Below are 22,405 nucleotides of genomic sequence, written 5' to 3'. Positions count from 1 at the left end.
TCGGGCCTGGCGGCCCTCCATCGTCGAGAAACGCGGGCGATCGCTGGCATCGCTCCGTCTCGCCTAGGCGGCTCGCTGCGCGATCAGGTTCTCGCACGCTCGAACCTGCCTTCGGACGCGATCGCAACCCTTGAGGTTGTCGCGTGGTTGCTGCGACGACTGAGGTCGGCGCGAAGAAGGTAGGGCGAGAAGGTGGGGGGCCGGGCAGGAGCTCGCTAGGCGGGTTCTTGGCTCTTGGCCGGGCTCCCGCGGTCGATGGGGGTGCGGCCGCGGGCGAGGAGCCAGACCATGGCGGCCAGCGCGGCGACCTGGAGCGGCCAGCCCATCGCGATCTTCGCGGTGCCGAGCAGGCCGCTCTGGTCGCCGTCCGCGAGGTAGATCGGGTACTGGACGGCGACGCGCACGATGCAGGGCAGCACGAGCAGCCACGTGAGCCGGGAGCACAGCCGGACGATCCCGGGGTCGGCCCGCCAGGCGGTCGGGTCGCCGGTGACCGAGCCGATGATGAAGCCGACGACCGGCCAGCGCACCGCGATCGAGAAGATCATCGCGGCCGCGTAGCCGGCGTTCAGCATGATGCCGGGCAGGAAGGCGTTCTCGGCCTTGCCCGAGCGCAGCGCGAAGAACGCGGCGATGGCGATGCCGAACAGGCTGTTCAGGACGAACTGCGGGCTGGAGCGCTGCGCGATGCGGACCAGGAGCAGCACGACCGCGGCGCCGACGCCGGCGCCGACGGCGATCTTGACGTTGTCGGCGGCGACGTAGGTACCGGTGAAGGCGATCGTCGGCACCGCCGCCTCGACCATGCCGCGCACGCCGCCGAGCGCCTTGGTGAGCTGGGCGCGGACGGCCGCCTCCACGGTGTCGTGCGCGGCGGTCTCCCGCGCGGTGCCCGTTTCCGTTTCGCTCACGTCGCTCTCCCGGCGGATCGCCGCGGCCTCACACGCCGCCGCGCAACTCGTATCGCGGATTGAACATGACCTTGCGCCCGTCCTGCTCGCTCACCAGGCCCTCGGCGCGCAGCCGGCGGCCGGGGTCGATCCCGGCGATCCTGCGGCGGCCGAGCCAGACCAGGTTGATCACGTCGGTGCCGTCGTAGAGCTCGGCCTCCAGGGCGGGGGCGCCGCCCCGGGGACGGAGTGTCACGGTACGTAGCGTACCCGCCACGCAGTGCCGCTTGCGCGCGGCGCAGTCGGTGATCGGCGTCGCGCCCTCGTCGCCGGTGGTCTTCTGCAGCTCCTCGGCCTCCAGCTCGGCCTTGGTGGACGCCATGCGCCGCAGGAAGCGCCGCAGCCCGCCCTTGCCTCGCTCGCGGGGCTCCGCCCCCCGGGGCGTGCCGGCCGAAACCTCGTCCATACCTCGAAGCGTATGGCATCCCCGGACGAAGCGGACCCCTTGCCCACCGGCGGAACCAAGTCGGCCACAGCGTGGAATGAAGCATTCCGTTCTGGTACTATCGGAACAGAGCATTCCGCTCCGTGATGGAAGGACGGATCATGACCGCCACCCTCGAAACCCCGGTCCCCGCGGCCGGGACGCGCCCCGGCGACGCGGCCGCCGCCCCCGCCCCGCGCCGCTGGCTCGGCCTGTCGGCGATCCTGGCCGCCACCCTGCTGAACCTGCTCGACTCCACCGTGGTGAACGTGGCCGCGCCCGCGATCCGCGCGGACCTCGGCGGATCGTTCTCCGCGCTGCAGTGGACGGCCGCCGGCTACACGCTCGCCCTCGCGGTGGCGCTGCTGACCGGCGGGCGGCTCGGCGACATGTTCGGGCGGCGGCCCGTCCTGCTGGCGGGCGCGGCCGCGTTCACGGCGATGTCGGTGGCGTGCGCGTTCGCCTGGTCGCCGGAGAGCCTGATCGCCGCCCGGGTCGCGCAGGGCCTGTGCGCCGCGGTGATGATCCCGCAGGGCTTCGGGCTGATCCGCGACCTGTTCGGCGCGGACACGGGCAAGGCGTTCGCCCTGTTCGGGCCCGTGATCGGGCTGGCCACGATCCTCGGCCCGGTGGTCGCCGGCCTGCTGATCGACGCCGACGCGTTCGGTACCGGCTGGCGCGCGATCTTCCTGGTGAACGTGCCGGTCGGCGCCTACGCGCTGGTCGTGGGCGCCCGGGCGCTGCCCGCCCCGGCTGCCGCCGACCGCTCGGGCGGCCTGGACGTCTCCGGGATGCTGCTCGGCGGCCTCGGCATGAGCATGCTGGTCCACCCCCTCGTCCAGGGCCGCGAGCTGGGCTGGCCCGCCTGGTCGCTCGCGCTGCTCGCCGGCTCGGTCCCCGTCCTCGCCTTGTTCGCCCTGCACCAGCTGCGCCGCGCCGGCCGGGGACGGACGCCGCTGGTCAGGCTGAGCGTGTTCGCCAACCGCGCCTACTCCTCCGGGGTCCTGTTCGTCGTCGTGTTCTTCGGCGCGATCGCCGGGTTCTCCCTCGCCACCGGCCTGTTCCTCCAGCTGGGCCTCGGCTACACGCCGCTGGCCGCGAGCCTGGCGATGTCGTCCTGGGCGGTCGGGGCGTTCGCCGGGTCGGCGTTCAGCGGCATGACGATGACCCGGCTGGGCCGCCGGATCCTGCACCTCGGGCTGATGCTCATGATCGCCGGACTGGCCGCGCTGTACGCGGTGTTCGAGGCGGCCGGGACGGGCGTCGGCGGCTGGCACCTGGCCGCGCCGCTGCTGCTGTTCGGCGCCGGCATGGGCATGATCTTCGTCCCGCTGTTCGACGTGATCGTCGCGGGCATCGCCGACCACGAGGTGGGCTCCGGCTCGGCCGCGCTGGAGTCGGTGCAGCAGCTCGGCGCGTCGCTCGGCGTCGCGGTCCTCGGCACGGTGTTCTTCGGGGCGATCGGCGCCCCGGTGGCCGGGCGGTTCGCCGCGCCGGCCGCGCTGGAGGCCGCCGAGCAGGTCACCGCCCTGACCGCCGGGCTCACCGCCGCCGCGTTCCTCGTCGCCTTCCTGCTCCCCCGCCGCGCCCGCGCGCACTGACCCCGCCCGGTTCCAAGCCCGGCGCGCCGTCCGTTTCGGACGGCGCGCCGGGCGTCCGCGTCAGCGGTGGGGGTGCGCCCTCCCGCCGGAACCCGTTGATCGGGATGACGGCGCCCGCCGGACAGATGATCATGATCGCCGGTACCGTACCCGGATGATCGCTCCTGTTGACGCCGGCCCGTACCGGTGCGCGCTGGTGATCCGGTACCAGGACGGGGTCGACGACGCGCTCCTGAGCGCGCTCGCCGACGCGACGGACCGGACGTTCGAGTACTACGGAAGCGGCGGTTTCGGCGGTGAGACCCTCGCGGAGGTGTACGCCGACGCGGCGGGCCGCAACCTTCTGATGGAGGTGGCGGCCGACGAGGTCGGGGCGAAGGCCGTGTTCGTCCGGTCGGAGACGGCGGACGAGGCCGTCGCGATCCGGGCGGTCGTCGGCGAACACGTCCAGGTCTGGACGGAGCAGACGCTGCGCGCGCAACTGGAGGAGTCGCTCACCGAGGCGCCCTGGACGCTCGTCGCGATGATGATGGCCGCGGGCGGCGCCGAGCCCGACCCGGAGACCGCGGACCTGCTCCGGCGCGCTCTCGCCCACGGCGATGACGACGTCCGGGAGGCGGCCGAGTACGCGCGGACGGTCGCGGGTGAACTCGTCCATCCGCCGCTGGTGATGCGGGAGGCGCCCCGGGAGAAGCCGACGGGCGTCCTCGCCCCCGCGCGGCCGGTGGAGGGCGATGAGGACTGGGTCACGGTCCGGGCGGGGATCCCGGACCGGGCCGTCCCGCGCCCGGTCGTCTGGCTCCGCCTCGCCACCGATGACGCCGAGAATCCCGCCTTCTGGTGCTACAGGGAGGACTGGAACATCGCCGTCGTCGGCAGGGACGCCGACGGCTCGGGCTGGAAGGAGGCCGTCTACACGACCATGGACGAGGAGACGGCCCTTCACATCGTCGAGCACCCCGCGCTCGGCGCCCTCGTCCACACCGCCGTGCACGGGACGCGCGCCGAGGCGACGGCCGCCGCGCTCCGGGAGGCCCTCGGCGGCGAGGTCCTGGACGGCCCGCCGTCCGGTCTGGAACGCACGGCCCCGTGAGCCCGCCCGAGAGCGGCGAGGGCGGGTCACCGCGCCGGCGGACGGCTCAGGCGGTCGCGAAGCGGACGGCGGAGACCGCGATGACCAGCGCCGCCACCGCCCAGTAGGCGCCGGAGGCGAGCGCGACGGCCCGGACGCGGCGGGCCTCGGGCAGGGCGGTGAACGCGAGCAGCCAGGCCAGCAGCGGCAGGACGAGGATCGCGTGCATGGTCACGAAGTGCGCGGGCTTCAGCGCGGCGACGACGTGGTAGGCGGCCTGCTGGTCGCCCGCCCGCACCGTCACGACGCCGCGGGCGATCATCGCCGCCCCGGAGGCCAGCGCGAGCATCAGCGCGGCGAAGCCGGAGCGGACGGCCAGCCGCATGCTCGGCGCGGTCCCCTCGTTCCGCCGGAAGGAGGCGGCCGCGAGCGCGACCAGCGTGACGACCAGGACGCCGCCGCCCGCCGCGAGCATCCGGGTGACGGCCGTGTCGAACGCCGTCTCCTCGTTGAAGTGGGACGGCACCCTGCGCCACGCCTGGAGGGTGATGAGGGCGACCTCGGCGACGCAGTCGGCCGCGAACACCCCGAGGATCGCGGTCCGCGCGCGGTCGCCCAGCCGCACGAACGTGCTCGCCCACCCGATCGTGAGCAGCGTCAGGCCGAAGGAGAGCCCGAAGGTGACGGGCTTGCGCCACGACACCGGTCCCGTCCACGGGCCGCCGTCCACCGCGAACACCACCAGGTGCAGCAGCCCCGAGGCGATGAGCGCCGCGCCGGCGGCGTAGGCGGCGCGCTCGACCCGGCGGCCGCGCGTCCAGAACGCCCCGAGGCCCTGGACGGCGGCCGCCACCGGGAACCCGCCGCGCGTGGCCCGCACTGATCCCGCCATGTCCGCTCCCTGAAATGAGTGGGTGCTCACCCAGTATGGGCGAGCATCCACCCGAAGACAAGCCGGGCGGTCAGCGCAGGGCGGCCTCCACGGCGGGGACGCGGATCGCGCGGCGGGTGGCGGCCCAGGTCGTGGCGCCGGTCAGGGCGGCGGCGAGGGCGACGACCGCGAGGTAGGTCCACGCGTCCCCGCCGGGGACGGCGGAGTCGCGGCGGGCCAGTCCGAAGGGCACGATCGTGAAGACCGAGGCGACCGTCCCGCCGGCCACGCCGGTGACCGTCAGCACCGCCGCCTCCAGCGCCGCCGCGGCGAGCACCTGGCGCGGGGTCGCGCCGGCGAGCCGGGTCTGCCCGAACTCGCGGCGCCGGTGCGCGGTCGCCGCGACCAGCGTGTTGACCAGCATGATCGCCGTGAACAGCACCACCATGCCGATGACGACGAAGTTGAGCGTCTCGATGCTCTTCTGCTCGGCCGTCTTCGCGACCCCGGCGGCCTCCATCGCCTCGTTCTCGGTGGCCTGGAGGTAGAGCGTCCCGACGGCGGTGCCGACGAACAGCACCACCGGGGCGACCGCGGACGCCAGCGCGCCCGTCCGGCGGCGCATGGTGGCGGCCGCCAGGTCGCCGGCCGCGCCGAACGCCCGCAGCGGCCGGGACAGCAGGGACGTCGTCCACCGCATGATCGCCGGAGCCAGCAGCGCCAGCCCGATCGCGGCGAGGATGTCGGCCTGCCCGGACGTCGCCATCACGTCGCTGCCCTTGCCGTCCATCAGCGTGATGGTGATGACCGCCTCGTTCAGGGCCAGCAGCAGGAACAGCACCGCGAAGACGATGCGCTTCCTGCTCGTCCTCCCGGCGTCCACCGCCGCGGACCGCATCGAGTCGGCGACCCCGGCGCGGGTGGCGCGGCGGGCGGTGATCAGCGCGGCGGCGGTCGCGGACACGGTCGTGATCCCGAACCCCATCGACAGCGCGACCGGGCCGAAGTGGTGGCCGATCCCGGCGGGCACCTGGCCCGTGCCGTGCAGCAGGCCGAGCACGCCCCGGCCGGCCAGCATCCCGGGGACGACGGCGAGCAGCGCCGCGGCCACCGCCAGCCCGGCCGCCTCGCCGACGATCATCCGGGCGAGCTGCGCCGGGGTCGCTCCGACGCTCTTGAGCAACGCGATCTCCGACGCGCGCTGCCGCACCGACAGGGTCAGGGTCGAGCTGACGGCGAACACCACCAGCAGCAGCCCCCAGCCGCCGACGACGTTCGCCATGATGACCAGCGTGTCCCGGGCCTCCCCCGTCGCGCCGCCCGCCGCGGCGGTGTCCAGCATCGAGGCGAACGCCATGATGATCGTCGAGCCGAGGAACAGCGCGAGGAAACTCGCCGTGAACGCGCCCGCGCGCCTGCGCAGGGAACCGATCGCCAGTGCGAACATCTCACGCCACCGCCGTGACGCGCTGGCGCTCGACCTCGTCGGCCAGGCGCGTCATCCGCTCCGCGACGGCCTCGGCGGTCGGCGCGGGCTGGTGGCCGACGATCCGCCCGTCGGCCAGGTACAGCACGGCGTCGGCGAAGGACGCGGCGACCGGGTCGTGGGTCACCATCACCACCGTCTGCCCGAACGCCCCCACCGACTCGCGCAGCAGGCCGAGCACGTCGCGGGCGCTCCGGGTGTCGAGCGCGCCGGTCGGCTCGTCCGCGAACAGCACCCGCGGCCGGGTGAGCAGCGCCCGCGCGATCGCCACCCGCTGCTGCTGCCCGCCGGACAGCTCCGCGGGCAGGTGCCCGAGCCGCTCGCCGAGGCCCACCCTCTCCAGGACGGCCCGCGCCTGGTTCCCGTCCACCCTGCGGCCGGCGAGCTTGAGCGGAAGCACCGTGTTCTGCATGACCGACAGCGTCGGCAGCAGGTTGAACTGCTGGAAGACGAAACCGATCCGCTCCCGCCGGAACTTCGTCAGCTCGGCCTCGCCGTCGCCCGTCAGTTCCGCGCCGTCGACGAAGACGCGGCCCCCGGTGGGGCGGTCCAGGCCCGCCGCGCACTGGAGCAGCGTGCTCTTGCCGGACCCGGACGGGCCCATGACCGCGGTGAACGACCCCGTCGGCAGCGACAGCGACACCCCGTCCAGCGCGACGACCCGGTTGCCCTCGGGGCCGTAGATCCGGCGCACGTCCTCCAGCCGGAGCGCCTCACCCGGCGCCCGGCGCTCCGGCTCCGGTCCCCTGCGTCCGAACATCGTCCTCACCTCCGCCCGGCGCCCCCTCGCGGAGCGCCTCCGGAACACGAAGCTACGGACGCGCGGGGCCGCGGAGGATGGGTCCAGCACTCCGATCGGGGTAGGCAAAACCCCACCCTCGCCGGGCCCGGTATCCCCCAGAGCGGGCCGGTACGGCTAGAGTCGCCCGAGGTGCGCCGGGAAGTCTGGTCGGCAGGTCCCGTCATCCCCCTGCCGTCCAGGAGGCTCCGTGCAGGCCACCGCCGCGATCGTCATCTTCGTCTGCGCGTACGCGCTGATCGCGTCGGAGAGGGTGCACCGGACGGCGGCGGCGCTCGGCGGCGCGGGCCTGATGCTCCTGCTGCACGTCAGCGACGCCCGGGGCGCGTTCTTCTCCTCCGAGTCCGGGATCGACTGGAACGTCGTCTTCCTGCTGCTCGGCATGATGGTGATCGTCTCGGTGCTGCGCCGGACGGGCGTGTTCGAGTACGTGGCGATCTGGGCCGCCAAACGCGCGCGGGGACGTCCCTACCGGCTCATGGTGATGCTGGTCGTGCTCACGGCGGGTGCGTCCGCGCTGCTGGACAACGTCACCACCGTCCTGCTGGTCGCGCCCGTCACGTTCCTCGTCTGCGAGCGGCTCGCCCTCCCGCCCGAGCCGTACCTCATCGCCGAGGTCATGGCGTCCAACATCGGCGGCACCGCGACCCTCGTCGGCGACCCGCCCAACATCATCATCGCCAGCCGCGGCGGGCTGTCGTTCAACGACTTCCTGGTCCACCTTGCCCCGCTGGTCGTGGTGCTGGTGATCGTGTTCTCCCTGCTGTGCCGGTGGATGTTCCGCTCGGCGTTCCGCTACGACCCGGACCTCGCCGCCGAGGTCATGCGGCTGCGGGAGCGGGAGGCCATCACCGACCGCCGCCTGCTCGCCCAGGGGCTCGCCGTCCTCGCGCTCGTGATCGCGGCGTTCGTGCTGCACCCCGTCCTGCACTACGAGCCGTCCGTGGTGGCGCTGCTCGGCGCCGGGCTGCTCGTCGCCGCGACCAGGGTGACCACCGAGGAGGCCCTGAGCGAGGTCGAGTGGCCCACGCTGGTGTTCTTCGCCGGACTCTTCGTCATGGTCGGCGGGCTCGTCGAGACCGGCGTCATCGGAGAGATCTCCAAGGCCGCTGCGGACGCCACCGGCGGACGACCCGGCGCCGCCGCGACGCTGCTGCTGTGGGCGTCCGCCGGGCTGTCGGCGATCGTGGACAACATCCCCTACGTCGCGACGATGAGCCCGATCGTGTCCGACCTCGCCCAGCAGCACCCCGGCGAGCAGGGGCACGTGCTGTGGTGGGCCCTCGCCCTCGGCGCCGACCTCGGCGGCAACGCCACCGCCATCGGGGCCAGCGCCAACGTGGTCGTGCTGGGGCTGGCCGCCCGCAACGGCACGCCCATCGGCTTCTGGCGCTTCACCCGCCACGGCGCCGTCGTCACCCTCGTGACGATCGCGCTGGCGACCCCGTACCTCTGGCTCCGCTACCTGTGACGATCGCCCCCGCGTCCGGGAGGATGGGGGGATGGACGAGGTGCCTGAGGACTGGGAACGCGCGCTCGCGATCGTGGCGCACCCCGACGACCTGGAGTACGGGACGTCGACGGCGGTCGCCAAGTGGACGGGCCAGGGCAAGACCGTGACGGAGGTGCTCGCCACCCGCGGGGAGGCGGGCATCGACTCGACGGACCCCGGCGAGGTGCGGCGGATCCGCAGCGCCGAGCAGGTCGAGGCGGCGCGGATCGTCGGCGTCCGCGAGGTCGAGTTCCTCGACCTGCCGGACGGCACGCTGGAGTACGGCCTGCCGCTGCGGCGGACGCTCGCCGCGGCGATCCGGCGGCACCGGCCCGAGGTGGTGCTGTCGGTGAACTTCCGCGAGACCTTCCCCGGCGGCGGCTTCAACATGGCCGACCACCGGGTGCTCGGCCTCGCGGTCGCGGACGCGGTCCGGGACGCGGCGAACCGCTGGGTGTTCCGCGACCTCGGCCTCGAACCGTGGCAGGGCGTGCGTTTCGCGCTGTTCGGCGGATCGCCGCAGGCCACCCACTACGTGGACGTCACGGGCCATCTGCGGGCCGGCATCGACTCGCTGCTCGCGCACCGCGTGTACTTCGCCGAACTCGGCGCCGGGTTCGACGCCGAGGCGTTCCTCACCGGGACCGCCGAGGCGGGAGGGAAGCAGGCGGGCGTCGAGCACGCGATGACGTTCGAGATGATCGGGAGTTAGTGGCGGGCGTTGGGCCGCTTGCCCTTGTTGTGCTTGCCCCGCTTGCGGGCCCGGCGTTTGCGCGTCTTCTTGGACATGCCCCGATTGACCGCCCTCGGGCCGGTCCAAGGCAAGGGTTCGGCCTGGCGCAGACGCCGCGAACCCGCCCGGGCGCACGTCCGAAAAGCGTGCGGGCGGGCGGGTTCGCGGCTCGTGCGGTCAGCGGACCTCGGTGATCTCCGGGCCGCGCTCGAACGGGTCGAAGGTCTCCACGGCCTCCTCCTGCCCGTCCTCGCCGGCCTCGCTGAACTCCTGGGGGATCTGCAGCTCCAGCAGCTCGCGGGGCGGCATCGGGGCGTCGCCGCGGTGCACGACCACGCCGCGCAGCACGTCCTCCAGGACCTGCCACTGCTCCTCGTCCTCGATCGCGGCGCCCTGCACCACGGCCTGGAGGAACCAGCGGGGGCCGTCCACACCGAGGAAACGGATGATCTGCGGCGCCCAGCCCTGCTCGACGAACTCCGCCGGGATCTGCTCGCGGACCTCCGGCGCCATCTCGGCGAGGACCTCCTCGGTCAGCGCCGCGGGGACCATCGCCAGCAGCTCGGAGCCGAACGGCCCCTCGCCCTCCTGGGTCTGGCCCTGCGCCTCCTCCTGGATGTCCTTGGCGGTCTCACGGCGCACGTCGTCCCAGATGCCGCTGCGCTTCGGCGCGGCGAACACCTGGAGCTGCATGGCGCTCTCCTCGTACTGCACCAGCACGGCGACAGGGCGCCCGTCGAGCGGGTTGCCCTCCTCGTCGACCTGGGTCGCCTCGAAGTTCACCTGGAAGCCCAGTCCCGGCGCGACCGGAACCTGGAGGGCGCCGAAATCGAGCCGCTGCAGCTCGGGGTAGGACTCCTCGGAGTCCCACGGGCCGCCCTCCGCCGACTCTGCCTTGGCCGACCCCGCCTCGGCGGGAGCCTCCTCGGCGGTCTCCGCCGGCTCCTCGGTCACCTCGGGACCCTCCGCGGGCTCCTCGGCCTGCCGGCGACGTCCAAAAGCCACGACTCACGCTCCTTCTCGACTGTGCTCATTGTCCCCGGATCGCGGGGCCGGACCGAATCCGCCGGTGGAGCCGAACCCGCCGGTTCCGCGCGCCGATCCGGGAAGCTCGGTGACCTCGTGGAACACCGCGTGCTCGACCCGCTGGACGACCATCTGCGCGATGCGGTCTCCGCGCCGCAGTCTCACCGTGGCGCGGGGGTCGGTGTTCAGCAGGGTCACCTTGATCTCACCCCGATAGCCGGCGTCGACCGTACCGGGTGCGTTGATGATGGTCACCCCCAACTTAGCGCCCAATCCGGACCGCGGGTGAATGAACGCCGCGTAGCCGTCCGGCAGGGCGATCGCCATCCCGGTGGGGACGACGGCGCGCTCCCCCGGCGGCAGTTCCACGTCGGCGGCGGCGACCAGATCGGCGCCCGCGTCGCCCGCGTGGGCGTACTGCGGCAGGGGCAGCTCCGGATCCAGCCGCTGGATCAGCACATCGACCTTGCTCACGGGCTCCACCTCACGCGCTCGCCTGCCGGAGAACCTCACGACCCTACCCAGGGCGCAGCTGACGGCCGCCGCTGAAACGCCGCTGCCGCGCGAGTCCGGCAGTTGACCCTACCCGCTCCCGGGCGTGACCACTTCCGGAAGGTTTGCCCCTGAAGTGACGTATCGGGCGTAGCGTCGCAATTGTTACCCACGGCGCTTCTGGGGGGCGCGTCCCCGCAGAAAGGGGACGGCATGGGCACACGGAGCCGGCACACACGCGGGCACGGCGTCACCCACCGGTCGCTGGACGGGGTGCGGGTCCGGCTCGCCGGAGACCACGACCTGCGGCGGCCGTGCACCTCGGTGGCGCGGATCGCCGAGGGCGGGCGGCTCCACGAGATCTCCAGCGGCACCCGCGAGGACGCGCTGGCCTGGGCCGCCGACATCGGCGTCGACCGCTTCGAGCAGGAGTTCCGCGTCCAGGGCGGGCGGCTGCGGGTCGGCGGGACGGCGACCCGCGACGCGGAGACGGGCCTGAGCGACCCCGTCCTCGCGGCCGTGTGGGAGGGACGCCGCCACGCGGTGTTCACGCACCTCTACCACGGGCGCCCGGCGGACGCGGTGGCCTTCTTCGACACGGTCCGGCTGACCGAGCACGAGGACGGGGTCACCGCCGTCCCGCGCGGCCGGGCGCGGCGCCCCGAGCCCGCCGAGATGGTCAAGGAGGTGCCGGGGATCGGCCTCCTGGAGATCGCCGCGCTGACCACGGTGACCCGCAGGCGGCTCCCGCCGTGGCGCGGCGCCGCGGTCGCGGGCGGCGAGCTGTTCCGGGACACCGTGGAGGGCCAGGGCCCCTACTTCCTGCTGGCGCTGACGTCGCTGCTGGTGACCGTGCTGCCCGAGGAGGACCGGGTCCGCGACGTCCCGCGGCGGCTCGCGGGGCTGGCGGTCGAGGCGGTCCGGTGACCGGGCCGCTCGCCGGGATCGCCGCCGTCGCCGTCCCGCTCGTCCTGCTGGCCTCGGCGGCCGGGCAGGCCCGGCGCCCGGCGGCGCTGGCCGCCGCGGTCCGGGCGCACCGGGTGCTCCCGGCCGCCCTCGCCGGCGCGGCCGCGGCGGCCGTGGTCGCCGCGGAGGCGCTGATCGGCGCCGCCGGGGCGGTGGCGCTGCTGCTCCGGCTGGACGGTCCGATGCGCGCGGCGAGCGGGGCCGCGGCCGTCCTGCTGGCCCTCTACGCGGCCTACGCGGCGCACGTCGCCCGCACCCGGCGCGGCGTGCCCTGCGGATGCGGCGGCGCCGGCACGCCGATGACCGGCTGGGTCGCGGGCCGGGCCGCCGCGCTCTGCGCGCTCGCCCTCACCGGCGCGCTGCTCGGGCTTCCGGCCGGGCCCGCCCTGTACGAGACGTCCGTGGAGGTCGCGGCGGGGCTGGGATTCGCCGTGCTCCTCTGGACGCTCCCGCACGCCATGACCACCCCCCACGCCCTGACCGAGGAGAGGAGGACGGCCGGATGAGCTTCCAGAACAGCGCGCTCCTGCTGTCATGGGTGGCGATCCTGCTGCTCGCGCTGGTGGTCGCCGGGCTGGTCCGGCAGGTCCACGCGCTCGGCCAGGGCGCCTCGCGGCCCGCCGGGCCCGGCCTCGCGGCGGGCGCGCCCGCGCCCGCCTTCGACCGGCTCGGGCCCGGCCTGCTGCTCTTCCTGGACCGCGAGTGCGGCGTGTGCGCCGACGTCCTCGCCGCCGTCCCGGACGGGCGGCCGCTGCACGCGGTCTTCGCGGGGCCGCCGCCCGGCGAGGCCGCCCGCCCCGGCGTGACCGTGCTGGCCGGCGAGCAGGACGGCCTGTTCGCCGACTACCGCATCCCCGCGACCCCGTTCGCCGTCCTGGTCGGCGACGACGGCCGCGTCCGGGCCGCCGAGCCCGTCGGCTCCCCCGAAGCCCTCCGCGCCCTCACCCTGGAGGCGGCACGATGATCGAACTGGAGGACGTCCCGCCGCTGCGCGGCCCCCGCCCGGCCGGAGCGCAGCGCGTCCGGCGGCGCCCCGTGCCCCCGGACGAGCCCCGGCTGCGCCCGGTGCGGCGCAGCGTGCTCACCGGGCTCGCCGCCGCGGGCGCCACCGCCGGGCTGAAGGCCCTCGGCGTCTTCCCGCCCGCGCGGGAGGCGCTCGCGTCGGGCTTCCAGCTGGTCGGCTACTACGACATCTATCCGCGCTGCCCCTCGTACGCGGCCAACCACAACTGCTCCCCCGGCTGCGGTCCCAGCCTGGTGTGCAGCGTGTGCTGCCGAACGAGCGGGAAGTACAAGGGCTTCCACAAGTCCGGCGTGTCGGACCCGGGCCGCTACAAGCTGCGTCCCAACCAGTGTTACGGCGGCGGCTACGACGGCTGGCTCTGGGCCTACGCCAAGAGCTGCGGCAGTTGCAAGAAGGGCGTCACCTGGCGCTGCCACGACGGGTGGAAGAAATCCAAGAAGGGCAACTGGTACAAGACCATCTGCCGCAAGGCGATGGCGTGCAAGAACTGACCGCGGGGCGGCTGCGGCGGGGCACGACCGACCCGCTCCTGCCCGTCGCCGCCCTGGCGCTCCTCGCGGTGTCGGCCGCCGCCCTGGACGCCGCCGTCCTGTGCTGGGCGTCGATCGGCGCGCTCGCCGGGTTCTCCCTGTCGGGCAGCGTCTGAACGCGCAACAGCGAATCCGTGCTGTTCTCGCCAGGTTGGCGGGCTCCCGTACGGCAGGGCGAGGTCCTGGCCGTCTTCACCCTCGGGCTCCTGCTCGGGGGCACGCTCACCGCGACGGTGATCTGGCTGCTGTCCGGCCTCTCCGCGCCGATCCCCCCGTCCGTCCGCGCCGCCGCGGTCCTCGCCGTCGCCGGGCTCGGAGCCGCGCGCGAGGCCGGGCTGATCCGCGTCCCGCTCCCCCAGAACGCCCGGCAGATCCCCCAGGACGTGCTGCAGGCCCACCTCCGCAAGGGCGCCCTCCAGTTCGGCTTCGAACTCGGAACCGGCGTCCGCACCTACGTTTCCGCAACGGCTCCCTATGTCCTGGCCCTGGGCCTGCTCCTGGCCCACGAGGACCCGCTCACCACCGTCCTGGCCGGCACGGCCTTCGGCGCCGGGCGAGCGCTGAGCGCCCTCCTCACCTACCTGGCCCGCGACGGTCGGCGGGACGCCGCGCTGGCCGCCCGCATGCCGCCCGTGAAGACCGCCGCGGCCCTCGCCTCCCTCTCGGCCCTCGCCCTCCTGCTGCTGTGACCGGAGGAAGGTCGATCATCATCGCGCCGCCATGGCAGACTGATCGCGTCTCGCCGTCGCCCACCGGAAAGGGCCCCTCGTGCTCTGGTCAGTGCTGATCTCCGCGCTGTTGCGGGGGTTCGCCGTGGCCGAATGGGCCGGGTCCGCCCCCGGGCAGTCCGTGCTGGTCACGCTGGGCGCGTTGACCGTCGCCGGGCTCCTGGTGCTCGCGGCGGCGCGGGTCGGCGCGGCGCGGCGGGGCCGGGGAGCGGCTCGGGCGCGGGTGCGGACGACCTTGCGTGAGCGGACGCTGCGCACCGCCTTCCTCCCGCAGCGCGACCCGGACGCGGCGGGACGGCCCCGCCCGCGAGCGCCCGGAACGGGGATCGCGGCCGCCTGAGCGCGGCCGGAACGCCATCGATCCCCTCGTTCCGGAAGGTTCCTTTTCATGTTCGACGTTCCCGTCTCCATCGCCGCCGCCCTCGTCGGCGGCCTCGCGGACGCCCTGGACCCGGTGGCCGGCGGCCTGGCCACCGCGCTGGCGATCGTCCTGTTCACCGCCGGGGTCCGGCTGGCGCTCGTCCCGCTGGCGGTCTCGGCCGCGAAGGGCGAGCGGGCGCGGGCCCGGCTCATGCCCCGGGTCCAGGCGCTGCAGAAGAAGCACGCGAGGAATCCGGAGCGGCTTCGGCGGGAGATGGCCGCGCTGTACGAGGCGGAGGGCGCCACGCCGGTGGCCGGGTGCCTGCCCATGGCCGCGCAGATCCCGTTCTTCATGGTCATGTACCGCCTGTTCATGTCCGCGACGGTCGCCGGGCACCAGAACCTGCTGCTCGCGCACACCCTGCTCGCGGCGCCGCTCGGGCAGAACTGGATCGGCGTCCTCGGCGGGGGCCTGCTCTCGCCGCCCTCCCTCGTCTTCCTCGGCCTGTTCGCGCTGCTCGCGGCCGTCGCCGTGGTGACGTCGCGGCGGGTCACCGCCGCGGGGCCGATGGGCGCCGTCGCGCGGCTGATGCCGTTCGGGACTGTCGTCGCGGCCGCGTTCGTGCCCCTGGCGGCGGGGCTGTACCTGCTCACGTCCGGGGCGTGGACGGCCGCGGAGCGGGCCGTCCTGCACCGCCGGGCCGCGGCGGCCGCCTGATCGGGCTTGACGGATGTCCGGAAGGCTCGGTTCGATGGCAACCGAACGGCGTTCTGACTTTCGAGGGCGGTGTGCGGTGACGACGACGGCGCGGGCGACCGAGGACAACCTGTCCGATCTGGCCTTCTGGTCGCTTCCCCCGGACCGGCGGCTGGCCGCGTTCGCGCGGCTGCGCGAACGCGATCATCCGGAGTTCTTCCCCGAACTCAAGCTGCCGTTCATCCGGACCGGGCCCGGCTACTACGCGCTCACCCGGCACGCGGACGTCGTGGAGGCCAGCCGGACGCCGGACGTGTTCAGCAGCGAGCCGTGCTCGAACAGCATCGCCGACCTGCCCCGGTACATGGCCCGCTACTTCGGCTCGATGATCAACATGGACGACCCGCGGCACGCCAAGATCCGCCGTATCGTGTCGCGGGCGTTCACCCCGCGCGTCCTCGCCAAGCTGGAGACCGACCTGCAGGCGACCGCGACGCGGATCGTCGACGACCTGGAGCGCAAGGGGTCGGCCGACTTCGTCACCGACGTCGCCGCGCGGCTGCCCGTGCAGGTCATCTGCGACATGATGGGCATCCCCGAGCGGGTGCGGCCGATGGTGTACGACCGGACGAACACCATCCTCGGGCTCGGCGACCCCGAGTACACCGGCGGCAAGGACGTGACCCGCGAGGGCGTCACCCGGATCGGCGTCCTGTACGGGCTGCTCATGGCGATGTCCGCGGGGTACGAGCTGAACCACCTGGCGATGAAGCTCGCCCGCAGGCGCCGCCGGCACCCCGGCGACGACCTGGTGTCGCGGCTGGTCTCGGCCAACGTGGACGGCGAGTCGCTGACCGACCAGGAGATCGGCTCGTTCTTCATCCTGCTCGTGGTGGCCGGCAACGAGACGACCCGCAACGCGATGACGCACGGGCTGAAGCTGTTCACCGACAACCCCGAGCAGCGGGCGCTGCTGATGGAGGACTTCGACGCCCGCGCCCCGGGGGCGGTCGAGGAGATCGTCCGGATGGCGACGCCGGTCATCCAGTTCCGCCGGACCGTGACCCGCGACCACGAGATGAACGGCCAGCGGTACCGGGCGGGCGACAAGGTCCTGCTGTTCTACAACTCCGCGAACCGCGACGCGGAGGTGTTCACCGACCCGGACGTCTTCGACATCACCCGCTCCCCCAACCCGCACGTCGGGTTCGGCGGCCCCGGCCCGCACTTCTGCCTGGGCGCGAACCTGGCCCGGCAGGAGATCACGGTGATGTTCCGGGAGCTGTTCACCCGCGTCCCGGGCATCCGGGCGAGCGGCGAGCCGCAGATGCTCTACTCCAACTTCATCAACGGCGTGAAGCACCTGCCCTGCACGCTGTGAGCGGGCCCCCGAGCGGCCCCGCGAGCGGCCCTGCGAGCGGCGCCGTTCAGGCCGCCGGGCGCCCGGCGGCCCGCGCGGCGGGCGACACCGCGAGGTAGTCGAGCGCCCGCTGCGTGGAGCACTCGCGGGACGGGTGGTAGTCGCGCCGCAGGTACGCGCGGCCGGCGGAGATCATGAAACGGTTGCTGGGGAACAGCCCGCGCCGCACCGCCCGCCGGTAGTCGCGGATCCGCGGGCGGACGCCCTTCAGCGTCGGGTCGGCCCGGCACAAGAACACGGCCCCGGCGTACACCATCAGCGGCAGCGCGAGGACGCCGATGAAGAACGCGATGAACCGCATCCAGTACCGCCCGGCCACGTGCTGGTAGACGTCGAACGCTACGGACCGGTGCTCGACCTCCTCGGCGCCGTGCCAGCGCAGCAGGTCCATCATCGTCGGGTCGGCGCCGGCCTCGTCCAGCTCGCGGGCGTCCAGGATCCACTGCCCGAGCACCGCCGTGTAGTGCTCGATGCCCGCGATGACGCCGATCCGCACGAACAGCCAGCGCTTGCGGGGCAGGAACGGGATCCAGCACCGGTCGCCGAGGATCCGCCGGAACACCCACTCGATCCGGTCGGTGAGCGGGCGCGGGTCGAGGCCCTGCTCCCGCATCTGCCGGTCCAGGACGCCCTGGTGGGAGTAGGCGTGCACGGCCTCCTGGCCCATGAAGCCCTTGACCTCGCGGTGCAGGCGCTCGTCGTCCTGGACGAGCGGGAGCGCCTCCTTGTAGACGTGCACGAACCACCGCTCGCCCGCGGGCAGCAGCAGGTGCAGGACGTTGATGAAGTGCGTGGCGACCGGCTCGTCCGGGATCCAGTGCAGCGCGGTGCCCGCCCAGTCGAACCGCACCCGGCGCGGGGCGATCACGGGGTGCCGCTCGTCGATCTCGCTCATCCCGTCTCCTCCCGCGCCGGACCGCGCGCGTCCCGCGGCGGCGCCTAATTAGACCGCCGATCCAATATGTGGAGAGCGCCGGACCCGCGTCAAGGCCCGGCCGGGGTGATCTACGTCGCGGGGGCCAGGACGACGTCGACGGTGAGCGCGGCGGGGGCGGCCTCCAGGGTGAGGTCGGCGATCCGCCCCGCCGCGGCCAGGTCGGGCCGCGCGATCCGCGCCACCTGCGAGCCGCGCACGACCGCGCGGGACACGTCGGCGCGCATCGACGCCCTGGCCTCCGACTTGGCCTTGCGGACCTGCCGGAGCGCCTCGCCCGTGGCCGCGAGGACGGCCGGGTCGCCGCCCGCCGGCAGCTCGGCGGCGGACGGCCACGAGGCCGTGTGCACCGACCCGTGCCGCCACCACGACCAGACCTCCTCGGTCACGAACGGCAGGACGGGCGCGAACAGCCGCAGCATCACCGACAGCGCGGCGCGCAGCGCCGCACGCGCGGACACCGCCTGCGGGCCGTCCCCGTAGGCGCGGGCCTTGACCAGCTCCAGGTAGTCGTCGCAGAACTCCCAGAAGAACCGCTCCGTGCGCTCCAGAGCGCGCGCGTAGTCGTAGCCCTCGAACGCCTCCGTCGCCTCCTCGACGACCCCGGCCAGCGCGGCCAGCATCGCCTTGTCGAGCGGTTCGGTGACCGGGGCGTCCGGGGCCGCATCTCCCAGCCCCAGCACGAACTTCGACGCGTTGAGGATCTTGATGGCGAGGCGGCGGCCGACCTTGATCTGGCCGGTGTCGAACGCGGTGTCGGTGCCGGGGCGCCCGCCGGCCGCCCAGTACCGGACGGCGTCGGAGCCGTACTCGCGCAGCAGGTCGATCGGCGTGACGACGTTCCCCTTGGACTTCGACATCTTCTTGCGGTCCGGGTCGAGGATCCACCCGGACAGGGCGGCGCCCTTCCACGGCAGCGAGCCGTGCTCCAGGTGCGAGCGGACGACCGTGGAGAACAGCCACGTCCGGATGATGTCGTGCGCCTGCGGCCGCAGGTCGTAGGGGAAGACCCGGGCGAACAGGTCGGCGTCGCGCTCCCAGCCGCCCGCGATCTGCGGGGTCAGCGACGAGGTCGCCCAGGTGTCCATCACGTCCGGGTCGCCGGCGAAGCCGCCCGGCCGGCCGCGCTGGTCCTCGGTGAAGCCCGGCGGGACGTCGGACGACGGGTCGACCGGCAGCGCGTCCTCGGACGGCACGATCGGCTCGGTGTACACCGGCTCGCCGGAGTCGTCCAGCCGGTACCACACGGGGATCGGCACGCCGAAGAACCGCTGCCGCGAGATCAGCCAGTCGCCGTTCAGGCCCTCGACCCAGTTCTCGTAGCGGGCCCGCATGTAGCCGGGATGCCACCCGAGCTCCCGCCCGCGCGCGAGCAGCTCCGCGCGGACGCCCTCGTCGCGGCCGCCGTTGCGGATGTACCACTGCCGGGTCGTGACGATCTCCAGGGGCCTGTTGCCCTTCTCGTAGAACTTCACCGGCCGGCTGATCTTGCGGGGCTCGCCGTCCAGGTCGCCGGACTCGCGCAGCATCTCGACCACGCGCTCCTTGGCCGAGAACACCGTCCTGCCCGCCAGCTCGCCGTACGGCCCCGCGGGGACGCCCGGCGGCGGGTCGGCGGCGAGCCGCCCGTCCCAGCCGATGATCGCGCGGGTCGGCAGGTCCAGCTCGCGCCACCAGATGACGTCCGTGACGTCGCCGAACGTGCAGATCATCGCGATGCCCGAGCCCTTGCCGGGATCGGCCAGCCGGTGCGCGACGACCGGGACGTCCACGCCGAACAGCGGCGTGCGCACGGTCGTCCCGAACAGCTCCCGGTACCGCTCGTCGTCGGGGTGCGCGACCAGCGCGACGCAGGCGGGCAGCAGCTCCGGCCGCGTCGTCTCGATGTAGACCGGGCGCTGGTCGCCGTGGAACCGGATGCGGTGGAACGCTCCGGGCTGCTCGCGGTCCTCCAGCTCGGCCTGCGCGACGGCGGTGCGGAACGTGACGTCCCACAGCGTCGGCGCCTCGGAGACGTACGCCTCGCCGCGGGCCAGGTTGCGCAGGAACGCGCGCTGGGACGCCGTCCGGGCGGTGTCGCCGATCGTGGTGTAGAGGTGGCTCCAGTCGACCGACAGGCCGACGCGCCGCCACATCTCCTCGAAGGCCTTCTCGTCGACCTCGGTGAGGCGCTCGCACAGCTCGATGAAGTTGCGCCGCGAGACCGGCTGCTGGCGCTTCGGGTCGGGCTTGGCCGGGGGCTCGAAGTCCGGGTCGTACGGCAGGGACGGATCGCACCGGACGCCGAAGTGGTTCTGGACGCGGCGCTCGGTCGGAAGGCCGTTATCGTCCCAGCCCATCGGGTAGAAGACCGCCCTACCGCGCATGCGGTGGTACCGGGCGACGGTGTCGGTGTGGGTGTAGGAGAAGACGTGGCCGACGTGAAGCGAACCGCTCACGGTGGGCGGCGGGGTGTCGATCGAGTAGACCTCGGCGCGCGGCCGGGTGCGGTCGAAGCGGTGGACTCCCTCGTCCTCCCAGACGCGCGCCCATCTGTCCTCCAGGCCGTCCAGGGAGGGCTTCGGAGGGACGTGCGGGGTACGCGGCTGCTCTGTCATGGGCCAATGGTATTGACATCGGCCCGGGCCGCAGGCCGATTGCCGGCGCCGACGCGGCGATCACCTTCCCCGCCGGGGCCGGGCCGTTCCGGTAGCGTCGGAGACGACAGGACGAGAAGGGACCAACATGGCGGACAAGGGCGACATCGGCTGGCGGGTGATGGCCGGCGCGGCCGCATTCGCGGGCGGCTTCGTCGCGAAGAAAGTCATCACGCTGGCCTGGAAGAAGAGCACCGGCAAGGAGCCCCCGACCAACCCCGAGTCCCCCGACGTGGCGCTGGCCGAGGCGATCGGGTGGGCCGTGGTGATGGGCGTCGGCATGGAGGTCGCGCGGCTGCTCGCCACCCGCGCCGCCGCCCACCAGTGGGCCAAGGGCACCGGCCAGCTCCCGCAGAGCCTCAAGGCCGACGTCTGAGACGTCCCGCCGGGGGCCGGCCCCCGGTCGGCGGTGAACGCGTCGTGGCCGGTCCCTTCGATGATCGAAGGGACCGGCCACGGCGCGCTCGCGATGGAGCCGGGGGAAGCGGTCCGACCACTCGTGTGTGCCGCCGGGGGGTGGGCGGCCCGCTACGGGTCCAGACGGCGGGGCTGGTCGCCGGGGAGCGGGGGCAGCGAGCCGGCGATCTCCCGCAGGTCGCTCCGGACCTTCAGGGCCAGCCCCTTGGTCGCGGAGCGGTTGAGGGCGGCGCCGGCCGCGGCGCCGGTGAGCAGGGGGCCCATGGTGGACATGCTCCGGCCGAAGACGCGGAGCATGCGCCTGCGCAGGGCGCTCTTGGCGGCGGTCCCGAGCGCGCTGGTGAGGGTGCCGCCCTCCAGGGGGTTGATGCCGCGCTGCCGGGCCCAGGACGTCACGAACGCGGCCCCGCGCGCGGTGCCGCTGCCCTGGACGCTGACGCCGTACACCTCGTGCAGCTCGGCGATCATCTTCACCTCGATGGCCGCGACGACGAGCGTCTCGGCGGCGAGCTGGGCGGGCGCCGTCAGCAGCAGCGGCGGAGCGGCGAACTCCACCGCGGCCAGCGCGCCTCCCGCGGCGCCGACGGCGGTCGTGGCGTTGCCCGCCGCCTTGACGATCCGGTCGGCGAGCTCCTCGCCCATCAGCCCGTGGTGGTGGGCCTGGAGGGTCTCCAGATCGCGGATCGGGATGTGCGGCGCGGCGGCGAGCAGCAGGTCGGCGAGCCACCTGCCGCGCGCGACCCCCGCGGCCCCCACCCGGCGGGCGCTCTGGCCGAGCAGCCTGGCCAGTCGCCCGAGCAGGCGGCCGCGGGTCTCGCGGTCCATGTCCTCGTCGGAGGCGAGCCGGCCGATCAGCTCGCCCAGCTCCGCGGAGCCGTCGCCGTGCGCCGGCTCCACCTCGCCGTGACGCGGTTCGCTCTCTCCCGTCACCCGGCCTCTCCCGTCACGCGCCCTCGTCCGGTCACCTCGCGGCCGCCGCCGGTCAGGCGGCGCACTCGCGGCAGACCGGCCGGCCGTTCTTCTCGGTGGCCAGCTGGCTGCGGTGGTGGACCAGGAAGCAGCGCGTGCAGGTGAACTCGTCGGCCTGTCGCGGCACCACCCGGAAGGTGAGCTCCTCGTTCGACAGGTCGGCGCCCGGCAGCTCGGCGACCTCGCCGGCGTCCAGGTCCTCGTCGATGATGCTGGCGGCCTTGTCGGCGCGCCGCGCCTGGAGCTCCTGGAGGCTGTCCTCGCTCAGGTCGTCATCTGTCTTGCGTGGGCTGTCGTAGTCGGTCGCCATCTTCTATCTCCATCCCCCTCAGTGCTTTATGCGCCCCGTCGCGCGGATCTAACGCTCGGGGGACCGTTCTTGTGCCCGATCCGGGCGGGAAATTCTGTCACGGTTGGTGACCTGCGACACACGAGGCGCGACCGTTCCCACGAGTGACACCCATCACCCGACTCTTCCCTCGTACTGTGTCTTCCATCACATACCCGGCAAGTGATACCACCCCGTTCCGGGGGCCGTGGCGCCTGCCGGGGTTCCCGCGGCGGCGGGGATCATATCGGTCCCGGAGGCGTTGTGCGCACCGACCGCCCGGCGGACGGCGCGGCGCGGCGCGATGGCCCGATCCGGCAGGCGGAACACCGAACCGTATACATCGGTGAAACGTCTGAACTAACGCGATATCGTGCCCGCCTGAGGTTGGGGGCGGATCCCCTTGCGGGGATCAGCCCGGCGATCGCCGGCACGGGGCCCCGCGAGCGG

At 73.8% G+C, this 22,405-nt stretch carries 25 protein-coding genes; 14 read left to right on the top strand and 11 right to left on the bottom strand.

Features of this window, described 5'->3' with window-relative positions:
- Positions 1 to 215: 215 nt before the first annotated feature.
- Together ACQEU6_RS42555 and ACQEU6_RS42550 are read right to left on the bottom strand one after the other, a co-directional pair.
- On the bottom strand, positions 216 to 911 hold the full coding sequence (locus ACQEU6_RS42555) for a DUF3159 domain-containing protein (protein ID WP_499339481.1): 696 nt from the start codon (positions 909 to 911) through the stop codon (positions 216 to 218).
- 28 nt (positions 912 to 939) lie between these two features.
- The gene (locus ACQEU6_RS42550) at positions 940 to 1,356 is read right to left on the bottom strand and encodes an OB-fold nucleic acid binding domain-containing protein (RefSeq protein ID WP_499339480.1); all 417 of its coding nucleotides are present in this window, start codon (positions 1,354 to 1,356) and stop codon (positions 940 to 942) included.
- Between the two features lie 140 nt (positions 1,357 to 1,496).
- Here ACQEU6_RS42550 and ACQEU6_RS42545 point away from each other — a divergent pair, with 140 nt between their 5' ends.
- A complete protein-coding gene (locus ACQEU6_RS42545; protein WP_499339479.1) occupies positions 1,497 to 2,975 on the top strand; it encodes an MFS transporter in 1,479 nt (492 codons plus the stop codon).
- Between the two features lie 154 nt (positions 2,976 to 3,129).
- Positions 3,130 to 4,068, top strand: a complete 939-nt coding sequence (locus ACQEU6_RS42540; protein ID WP_499339478.1) for a hypothetical protein — start codon at positions 3,130 to 3,132, stop codon at positions 4,066 to 4,068.
- 46 nt (positions 4,069 to 4,114) lie between these two features.
- Here the strand turns inward: ACQEU6_RS42540 and ACQEU6_RS42535 are convergent, their stop codons facing one another.
- From ACQEU6_RS42535 to ACQEU6_RS42525, 3 genes are all read right to left on the bottom strand, one after another.
- On the bottom strand, positions 4,115 to 4,939 hold the full coding sequence (locus ACQEU6_RS42535) for a hypothetical protein (protein WP_499339477.1): 825 nt from the start codon (positions 4,937 to 4,939) through the stop codon (positions 4,115 to 4,117).
- Positions 4,940 to 5,009: 70 nt separating this feature from the next.
- The gene (locus ACQEU6_RS42530) at positions 5,010 to 6,365 is read right to left on the bottom strand and encodes an FtsX-like permease family protein (protein ID WP_499339476.1); all 1,356 of its coding nucleotides are present in this window, start codon (positions 6,363 to 6,365) and stop codon (positions 5,010 to 5,012) included.
- A gap of 1 nt (position 6,366) precedes the next feature.
- A complete protein-coding gene (locus tag ACQEU6_RS42525) occupies positions 6,367 to 7,164 on the bottom strand; it encodes an ABC transporter ATP-binding protein (RefSeq protein WP_499339475.1) in 798 nt (265 codons plus the stop codon).
- 229 nt (positions 7,165 to 7,393) lie between these two features.
- Here ACQEU6_RS42525 and ACQEU6_RS42520 point away from each other — a divergent pair, with 229 nt between their 5' ends.
- Both ACQEU6_RS42520 and ACQEU6_RS42515 read left to right on the top strand, forming a co-directional pair.
- Positions 7,394 to 8,674, top strand: a complete 1,281-nt coding sequence (locus tag ACQEU6_RS42520) for an ArsB/NhaD family transporter (RefSeq protein ID WP_499339473.1) — start codon at positions 7,394 to 7,396, stop codon at positions 8,672 to 8,674.
- A gap of 73 nt (positions 8,675 to 8,747) precedes the next feature.
- Positions 8,748 to 9,407: a PIG-L deacetylase family protein gene (locus tag ACQEU6_RS42515; RefSeq protein ID WP_499340528.1), complete on the top strand. Its 660-nt coding sequence runs from the start codon at positions 8,748 to 8,750 to the stop codon at positions 9,405 to 9,407.
- Between the two features lie 198 nt (positions 9,408 to 9,605).
- Here the strand turns inward: ACQEU6_RS42515 and ACQEU6_RS42510 are convergent, their stop codons facing one another.
- Both ACQEU6_RS42510 and dut read right to left on the bottom strand, forming a co-directional pair.
- Complete coding sequence (locus tag ACQEU6_RS42510; RefSeq protein ID WP_499339472.1) at positions 9,606 to 10,433, bottom strand: DUF3710 domain-containing protein; 828 nt, start codon at positions 10,431 to 10,433, stop codon at positions 9,606 to 9,608.
- Between the two features lie 3 nt (positions 10,434 to 10,436).
- A complete protein-coding gene (gene dut / locus ACQEU6_RS42505; protein WP_499339470.1) occupies positions 10,437 to 10,928 on the bottom strand; it encodes a dUTP diphosphatase in 492 nt (163 codons plus the stop codon).
- Between the two features lie 231 nt (positions 10,929 to 11,159).
- Here dut and ACQEU6_RS42500 point away from each other — a divergent pair, with 231 nt between their 5' ends.
- The 9 genes from ACQEU6_RS42500 to ACQEU6_RS42460 all read left to right on the top strand — a co-directional run bounded on the left by ACQEU6_RS42500 (position 11,160) and on the right by ACQEU6_RS42460 (position 16,632).
- Positions 11,160 to 11,873: a hypothetical protein gene (locus tag ACQEU6_RS42500; RefSeq protein WP_499339469.1), complete on the top strand. Its 714-nt coding sequence runs from the start codon at positions 11,160 to 11,162 to the stop codon at positions 11,871 to 11,873.
- Complete coding sequence (locus tag ACQEU6_RS42495) at positions 11,870 to 12,418, top strand: MauE/DoxX family redox-associated membrane protein (RefSeq protein ID WP_499339468.1); 549 nt, start codon at positions 11,870 to 11,872, stop codon at positions 12,416 to 12,418. The genes ACQEU6_RS42500 and ACQEU6_RS42495 overlap by 4 nt, the downstream gene beginning before the upstream one ends.
- Positions 12,415 to 12,876 (top strand): hypothetical protein, encoded by a 462-nt coding sequence (locus ACQEU6_RS42490; RefSeq protein ID WP_499339466.1) that lies wholly within the window; start codon positions 12,415 to 12,417, stop codon positions 12,874 to 12,876. The genes ACQEU6_RS42495 and ACQEU6_RS42490 overlap by 4 nt, the downstream gene beginning before the upstream one ends.
- On the top strand, positions 12,873 to 13,427 hold the full coding sequence (locus ACQEU6_RS42485) for a hypothetical protein (RefSeq protein ID WP_499339465.1): 555 nt from the start codon (positions 12,873 to 12,875) through the stop codon (positions 13,425 to 13,427). The genes ACQEU6_RS42490 and ACQEU6_RS42485 overlap by 4 nt, the downstream gene beginning before the upstream one ends.
- Entirely contained in the window at positions 13,415 to 13,582 is a 168-nt protein-coding gene (locus ACQEU6_RS42480; RefSeq protein ID WP_179836384.1) for a hypothetical protein, read from the top strand. The genes ACQEU6_RS42485 and ACQEU6_RS42480 overlap by 13 nt, the downstream gene beginning before the upstream one ends.
- A gap of 18 nt (positions 13,583 to 13,600) precedes the next feature.
- A complete protein-coding gene (locus ACQEU6_RS42475; protein ID WP_499339464.1) occupies positions 13,601 to 14,155 on the top strand; it encodes a hypothetical protein in 555 nt (184 codons plus the stop codon).
- 79 nt (positions 14,156 to 14,234) lie between these two features.
- Positions 14,235 to 14,534: a DUF6412 domain-containing protein gene (locus tag ACQEU6_RS42470; RefSeq protein WP_499339463.1), complete on the top strand. Its 300-nt coding sequence runs from the start codon at positions 14,235 to 14,237 to the stop codon at positions 14,532 to 14,534.
- Between the two features lie 48 nt (positions 14,535 to 14,582).
- The gene (locus tag ACQEU6_RS42465; RefSeq protein ID WP_499339462.1) at positions 14,583 to 15,272 is read left to right on the top strand and encodes a YidC/Oxa1 family membrane protein insertase; all 690 of its coding nucleotides are present in this window, start codon (positions 14,583 to 14,585) and stop codon (positions 15,270 to 15,272) included.
- A gap of 34 nt (positions 15,273 to 15,306) precedes the next feature.
- A complete protein-coding gene (locus ACQEU6_RS42460) occupies positions 15,307 to 16,632 on the top strand; it encodes a cytochrome P450 (RefSeq protein WP_499339461.1) in 1,326 nt (441 codons plus the stop codon).
- Between the two features lie 46 nt (positions 16,633 to 16,678).
- Here ACQEU6_RS42460 and ACQEU6_RS42455 read toward each other — a convergent pair whose 3' ends face one another.
- Together ACQEU6_RS42455 and valS are read right to left on the bottom strand one after the other, a co-directional pair.
- The gene (locus tag ACQEU6_RS42455) at positions 16,679 to 17,566 is read right to left on the bottom strand and encodes a metal-dependent hydrolase (RefSeq protein WP_499339459.1); all 888 of its coding nucleotides are present in this window, start codon (positions 17,564 to 17,566) and stop codon (positions 16,679 to 16,681) included.
- A gap of 110 nt (positions 17,567 to 17,676) precedes the next feature.
- Positions 17,677 to 20,202, bottom strand: coding sequence for a valine--tRNA ligase (gene valS / locus ACQEU6_RS42450; protein ID WP_499339458.1), 2,526 nt, complete (start codon positions 20,200 to 20,202; stop codon positions 17,677 to 17,679).
- Positions 20,203 to 20,329: 127 nt separating this feature from the next.
- Here valS and ACQEU6_RS42445 point away from each other — a divergent pair, with 127 nt between their 5' ends.
- Complete coding sequence (locus tag ACQEU6_RS42445) at positions 20,330 to 20,617, top strand: DUF4235 domain-containing protein (protein ID WP_499339457.1); 288 nt, start codon at positions 20,330 to 20,332, stop codon at positions 20,615 to 20,617.
- Between the two features lie 152 nt (positions 20,618 to 20,769).
- Here the strand turns inward: ACQEU6_RS42445 and ACQEU6_RS42440 are convergent, their stop codons facing one another.
- The gene (locus tag ACQEU6_RS42440) at positions 20,770 to 21,588 is read right to left on the bottom strand and encodes a hypothetical protein (RefSeq protein ID WP_499339456.1); all 819 of its coding nucleotides are present in this window, start codon (positions 21,586 to 21,588) and stop codon (positions 20,770 to 20,772) included.
- Positions 21,589 to 21,640: 52 nt separating this feature from the next.
- Positions 21,641 to 21,937, bottom strand: a complete 297-nt coding sequence (locus ACQEU6_RS42435) for a DUF4193 domain-containing protein (protein ID WP_089313703.1) — start codon at positions 21,935 to 21,937, stop codon at positions 21,641 to 21,643.
- Between the last annotated feature and the right edge of the window lie 468 nt (positions 21,938 to 22,405).

The organism is Spirillospora sp. CA-108201 (assembly GCF_050936235.1).
GTDB lineage: Bacteria > Actinomycetota > Actinomycetes > Streptosporangiales > Streptosporangiaceae > Spirillospora.
Note: the sequence above shows the minus strand (reverse complement) of the source record. Positions and strands in the feature narration are given on the sequence as shown.